At 56.8% G+C, this 4,696-nt stretch carries 2 protein-coding genes and 4 pseudogenes; 3 read left to right on the forward strand and 3 right to left on the reverse strand.

The annotated features are described in order from the left end of the window. Nucleotides 1-149 precede the first annotated feature (149 nt). From CLV89_RS22015 to CLV89_RS23090, 3 genes and pseudogenes are all read right to left on the reverse strand, one after another. Nucleotides 150-2,141 (reverse strand): hypothetical protein, encoded by a 1,992-nt coding sequence (locus CLV89_RS22015; RefSeq protein ID WP_106165722.1) that lies wholly within the window; start codon nt 2,139-2,141, stop codon nt 150-152. A 57-nt stretch (nt 2,142-2,198) separates the two neighbouring features. Then, nucleotides 2,199-2,612, reverse strand: a pseudogene (locus CLV89_RS22020) (integrase core domain-containing protein); the annotation flags it as partial. Continuing rightward, nucleotides 2,564-2,812 carry a metallophosphoesterase family protein gene (locus CLV89_RS23090; protein WP_243395116.1) on the reverse strand — a complete coding sequence of 83 codons (249 nt, stop codon included), beginning with the start codon at nt 2,810-2,812 and terminating at the stop codon, nt 2,564-2,566. The gene CLV89_RS23090 and the pseudogene CLV89_RS22020, both read right to left, overlap by 49 nt. A gap of 30 nt (nt 2,813-2,842) precedes the next feature. Between CLV89_RS23090 and CLV89_RS22025 the strand changes: the two are divergent. The 3 pseudogenes from CLV89_RS22025 to CLV89_RS23095 form a co-directional block, all read left to right on the forward strand. Further along, nucleotides 2,843-3,780, forward strand: a pseudogene (locus CLV89_RS22025) (IS5 family transposase). Nucleotides 3,781-3,909: 129 nt separating this feature from the next. Beyond that, nucleotides 3,910-4,496, forward strand: a pseudogene (locus CLV89_RS22030) (IS110 family RNA-guided transposase); the annotation flags it as partial. A 68-nt stretch (nt 4,497-4,564) separates the two neighbouring features. Further along, nucleotides 4,565-4,696: pseudogene (locus tag CLV89_RS23095) on the forward strand (IS3 family transposase); the annotation flags it as partial.

The following is a 4,696-nucleotide window of genomic DNA, read 5'->3' on the forward strand; positions in this document are numbered from 1 at the left end:
CTACCGCCCTCCGGCCCCCGAAACCATTGTACAGATGGACCCAAGGCCGATCATGCACTAACAATCAAATTGGACCACTCAGATGGGGCTGATCAACAGCAAGCCCGCTTAGACCGATGATGCGCGCAAGATCGATGTCAGCATCCGGGTTATTGGGTTGGGTCCGGGACAAAGGCACGATCATTGAGGTCATAGAACAGATCGCCATCTTCCTCGCGCACCCACATCACGGTCGGCCCCAAATTTGGCCATGTGTCGATATCCTCATAGGCGTGCGGCAATATTTTTGTCCCATCCACAAGATACAGGCCGACCTTATCGTCCGCATCCTCGGCTGTGATCGTCTGTGTCTGTTCGTGCCACTTCCACCAGTTAAGTGCCTTTGAAATCAGCAGCGTACCATCGCCCGCAATCAAATAGCTCATAGGGTCCGGATATTCCCTGTCCACCGTGTAATAGCCCGGACCAAACGCACGCGCAGCAGGATAGGCTGCGAACTGAGCCTTGATGTCAGGGGCAAGCGCCACGGGTGCCGGGCGTTCCACGTCGCCATGCAAATCCATTTTCATCCAGGCAGTGAAAGAATCATGGTCATGCGTCGCGCAAAAGATCGACACGTCGCCCAGTTGATCAACGCGGTACGCCACATAGTATGGACCGTAAGCGCCAAACGCATAAGATGGGGTGTCCACGAACCACTCTGGCGCAAAGTCCGGTGTTTCAATCGTTTCAAACTCACCATACGGTTGAAATGGCGCATTCGATGCAAAGCCACCATCGTTGATGTAGTTCATCAGTCTGATTTCATGCTTCATCAGCTTTGGATCAAAGGCCGTTCTTGCGATATAGCTATCGTGAATCGCAGCCGCTGATTCCGGCGTTCCCAACAAGGTGAAACATTCGATCTCGGCCATAAGAATGCTGTCGCCATCCCCGTCGATTCTATGCAACCACAACGTGCTCTCGGGATTGCTCCATGTGCTGTCGCTGGATATCAAATATTCAGGCCGCAACATCGTCTCAAGATCGCTGCGTGCGCTAGACGTTGGGTCAAGATCATACTCAGGTCCGATCTTGAATGGCGGGAGGCCCATCGCGATGCGCATCTCTTCACGCGTGATCGTCAGGGGGTCAAAACTTGGCGCGCCCAAAGGGCGTTGCGATATCGAGTCAGCGATGGCGACGACAACCCCGATATCATCCCAATTGCTCAAGGCTGCGCTGACAACATACGTTATATTCTCAAGGTCGACGCGTGCGATAACAGAAACCCGCCTATCATATCGCACCGCGATGAGCAGGTCGTCTGTGTCACGGACGAGCAGCTTTTCATCTTCAGGAAATGCCTCGAAAATAGCGCGAAATTCGGCATTTTTTTTATCGGCGACATCAGTCCGATACCCACCGATGTTGACAATCTGATCATCAGCTAAATGGACGCGCCCGCCAAAAGCGTCGTCTATTGGAGAAAATCGGGCATCTTCAGGATAAGATAACGTCGCCTGCCATCCACTCAACCAGACGTCATTCGTGTCCGTTTTGAATTCGCGGTCATCGGCGTGTTCTTCAGCGAGCGCAGTCATCCGTTCGCGCCAATCCGTTTTTGCCGCTAATGCATCTGTGATTATCTTTTCCTGCGCTGCAACCATGTCCCCGACATCGGCGGCAGCCATCAGCGGCATTTGGAACGCCCATTCGCTAGGTGCACCGGACAAGATTACAGGTACTACGACATCTGCACGTAGACCACGTTCTGCCCAGTGCACCTCAATCGGACCAGCGCCAGGCAGCGAGACAGATGCCACGGGAACTTCGGGATCATAGAGCACCCGCGTGGCTTCGCCCGCGACAAACAGCGTCAGCTGCTTGCTGTCAGGATCGAACATGCCATATCCGCGGGCTGTTTCGGTGCGCAGCATTTCGTCCACAGTAACGAACAAACGACCAAGAAGTGGATCGCCGCGCAGTTCATCCAAATCTGCGGCTGCCCCGGTCTCAACGACGCGTAGCGTCACGTCACCAAACGCCAAGCTCTGTCGTTGTTCAACCGTGGCCCAGCCTTTTTCATCCATCCTATAGAAGAAAAATGCCAGCCCGATGGAAGTGACCGCGAACAGGGGGATTATAAGACGAAGCACCAACTGATATTTCCAAATAATGTTGCACTGACGTTGACCTGCACCCTGCTGGTCCCTCGTTCATAACGAGACTCTGCGGGTTTCAGATTGGTAGTTTGGTTGGTCGGTTTGGGCAAGCCCGCCGGGCGCGGAGCCGTCAAATTGCTCAAGCGTCCGGCGCGCCTCACACGGCGTTTGGTTCCCCAGCGATGAGTGTGGCATGACGGCGTTGTAATCGTAGCGCCAAAGTGCCAGCTTTCGGCGGGCATCGTCCAGAGTGTCGAATATCTCCTCGTTCAGCAGCTCGTCGCGCACGCTCCCGTTGAACGACTCGATGAAGGCGTTTTGTTGCGGCTTGCCGGGATCGATATAGTGCCAGGGAACGTCGTTCTTATCCGCACATTTCAGGATGGCCCGACTGGTGAACTCTGTTCCATTGTCACTGACTATACAGGCGGGTTTCCCGTAAATCCGGACCAACGCAGTTGAAGATCGGTCCAGAGTGTTGCGCCAATGATGCGGGTGCTGGCGATTTCAGTCGCTGCGCCATGCAGCACCCGGATATCCAACCCATCGTCACGCAATTCAGCCAGCTGGCGTTGCTCATCCGCCAACAATTCCGACCAGACCGAACCATAAGCCTCATGGTTGCCCCAGATGGCGTTGTTGCAGAACTCTGACCGCGAAGGAGTCACAACACGAATCCATGCGGTTAGGCGGGTGGCATGAGCAAGCCCGAGCCGGCCCGCTACCGTACGACGAACTGGTCCGCCTACAACGCTTCGCTCCGCAATCGCGGGTCATTGCTGATCTGGCTGGATAAGGAGATGGCCTGGCACGCGCAGCATGAAGGCTGCCCTGGGCGCCCGCCGGTCTTCTCAGACGCGGCGATCCAGTTCTGCTTGTCGATTAAGGTGTTGTTCAAGTTGCCGCAACGGCAGACCGCCGGGGTGGTGGCGAGCCTGCTACGTCTGGCGGGGTTGGACTGGCCTGTTCCGGACTACTCCACGCTGTGCCGCAGGCAAAAGACCCTGAAGGTGCAGATCCCGTATCGCCGTGCCGACGGACCGCTGGACCTGCTGGTGGATAGCACGGGTATCAAGTTCCTTGGCGGCGGGGAATGGCAGGCCCGGAAGCATGGTGTTCAGGGACGGCGGAAATGGCACAAGGTCCATCTGGCCATGGACACCGCCACATCCGATATCCGCGCGGTCGAGCTTACGCCCAGTCGGGAAGGCGATAGCCCTGTCCTGTCGGACCTCCTTGGCCAGATCCCGGACGACGAAGCCATCGGCACTGTGACGGCGGATGGCGCCTATGACACCCGCCGTTGCCACAGCGCCATCTTCGCACGGGGTGGCACGGCCATCATCCCGATCCGCAAGAATGGCAGACCGTGGACGGAGGATTGCCCAGCTGCTCTGGCCCGCAACGAAACCCTGCGCGCCACGCGTCACTACGACCGGGCTTTCTGGAAACGGCGGGCGGGATACCACGTCCGCAGCCGCGCCGAGGCCAAGATGCGCTGCCTCAAGTCCTTCGGCGAGCGCATCGCCGCGAGAGACCCCGACCGCCAGACGGCCGAAATCGAGGTGAGCTCCGCATCGCCGTTATGAACCGCTTCAACGCCCTCGGCACCGCCGAGATCGTCCGCATGGCATGACCTCAGTGGGTAAGGGGCAGTCACGCCTCAGGCGTGAGTTCTGCAACAGCGCCGTCAATAATGGGATGTACCGGCTGCTTCACCCAGCAGGTTAAGCTTTGCCTATTTCTGCAGACAGGAGAAATAGCTATGAAATCCAAAAACCCGGAAGACATCGATGAGATCGCCGTCATTGGCGTCGATATTGGCAAAGACACGTTCCACCTGGTCGGCTTTGACGACACCGTCCAACGCGTTTTGCGCAAGAAAATTAGAAGGTTGGCGTTGAAAGCGACTTTTGATGCGCTGCCACGCTGTGTCGTTGGCATGGAAGCCTGCATGAGCGCGCATTTTGTCAGCCGTATGCTACGAGAGCTTGGTTTTGAGCCTCGGATTATCCCGGCGATCTATGTGACACCGTTTAACAAGGGGCAAAAGAACGATTACAGTGATGCGGAGGCCATCGCTGAGACCGCCATGCGACCGAACCTGCGGACGGTCACTGAGAAAAGCCAGGACCAGTTGGATTTGCAGGCAATGCATCGTGTCCGGTCGAGGCTGGTGGCCCGCCGCACTGCTACGATCAATCAGATCCGGGGTTCCTGATCGAGCAAGGAATAACTGTGCGGGCTGGGCGGCATAGGTTGCAGGGTTCGTTTGAGGCAATTCTTGAAAACCGGCGCGATGAAATCTCGCCACGGATGCGCAGCACGCTCTTGGGGCTATATGGCGATTGGTGGAGTGCCCCCACTGAAGTGGTCCACCTTTTGGGATAGGAATATCCCGTTTTCAGAAGGACGACGAGATGGCAGGCAAACGAGAGAAGCCCGAGGACATCGTGCTGAAGCTGCGACAGGTTGAGGTGCTGCACGGGCAAGGGAGCTCGGTTCAGGAAGCCGTTCGGCAAATCGGTGTGACGGTTCAGACTTACTACCGG

Source organism: Tritonibacter scottomollicae (assembly GCF_003003215.1).
GTDB classification, from domain to species: domain Bacteria; phylum Pseudomonadota; class Alphaproteobacteria; order Rhodobacterales; family Rhodobacteraceae; genus Epibacterium; species Epibacterium scottomollicae.